This window comes from Bacillus sp. AY2-1 (genome assembly GCF_008368965.1).
Lineage (GTDB): Bacteria > Bacillota > Bacilli > Bacillales > Bacillaceae_G > Bacillus_A > Bacillus_A thuringiensis_S.
Genome location: NZ_QPEL01000231.1, coordinates 1 through 1,040, shown reverse-complemented (window position 1 = coordinate 1,040; position 1,040 = coordinate 1). Strand labels below are relative to the sequence as shown.

Sequence of the window (1,040 nt, the reverse complement as noted above, 5' to 3'; positions counted from 1 at the left end):
TCCTTATACTATCAAATAGCTATCGAAATAAACCTTTCACTCTATTAAGGTTTATTTCGTATACAAAGCTAATAAATTCTCATTAAAAACTTATAGAAATTCAAATTTATTAATTTAATTTAACATTTAAACACTTTTTCATATTCCACAAATAGTTTTTTTTGGTATATTATAGTTGTGTAGTGCAGATAATTAATTAGGAGGGTGAATGATATGTTTTATAATCGAGTGATTACCATGGCTTTACCTTCTCTGAATGCTATTTCATATTTAGAGGTGTACCAATTAGACCAAAAATATTTAGATAAGGTTTTAACTTTATCACAGGAATTTCAAAAATCTCTAAATATTGAGGATTTTAGCTTTGATTTTCAAAAAGCTATCGAGATTACAGATTATTACGACAATACTTTTGTAACAAATAGTATAAATCATACTATAAAAAAAGAAGGGGTTAGTGTTGGCAAAATGATTGACACTATCTATTTCACTATTAACAACCTCCTTGAATTATCAGAACATAATAATATTTTTCGTTCTAGGGTGTTAAATACTATAACTAACGCTTTTTTAAACCTTTCACATCAAGAAAAAGAATCTTACTTTTTCTATTATCAAAAAGATAACAATCAAACTAGTTATCGTTACCATATTTTTTTAGCAATTCAGGAAAATAACGAAAATCTTTTCTTGAAAATAGTTCCAATTTCAATTGATGTAACAATAAATTCCAATATTGAGGAAATAAGAATTTTAAACACCCATGACATTAGAGATTTTACTGTTAATATAAAAGCAATAAACTTAGTGTTTTATGATATAGATAATCCAAATTTATTAAAAGATTTTAATAGAAGTTAAACTTAAAATTTATAAACTAAGCGTACTAGACTCTTTTTATTTCAGAACTACTGACATTTTTATCCTCATTTAAAAAGTACCTAGATTTATATCTAGGTACTTTTTAATTTTATGGAATTAATTAGTCTGTATCTTTTTATAGAGAAACAAAAACAAGACGGTTCTTTTGAAACCGTCTT

Annotated in this window: 1 protein-coding gene; it reads left to right on the top strand. The window is 24.9% G+C overall.

The window, feature by feature from the left end; translation table 11 throughout:
• Positions 1 to 213: 213 nt before the first annotated feature.
• The gene (locus tag DN403_RS29425) at positions 214 to 861 is read left to right on the top strand and encodes a hypothetical protein (protein WP_061667230.1); all 648 of its coding nucleotides are present in this window, start codon (positions 214 to 216) and stop codon (positions 859 to 861) included.
• The last annotated feature ends 179 nt before the right edge of the window (positions 862 to 1,040 follow it).

Excerpts from the sequence above, each read along its gene's own strand:
- DN403_RS29425 (WP_061667230.1), top strand. The coding sequence starts at position 214 with ATGTTTTATAATCGAGTGATTACCATGGCTTTACCTTCTCTGAATGCT.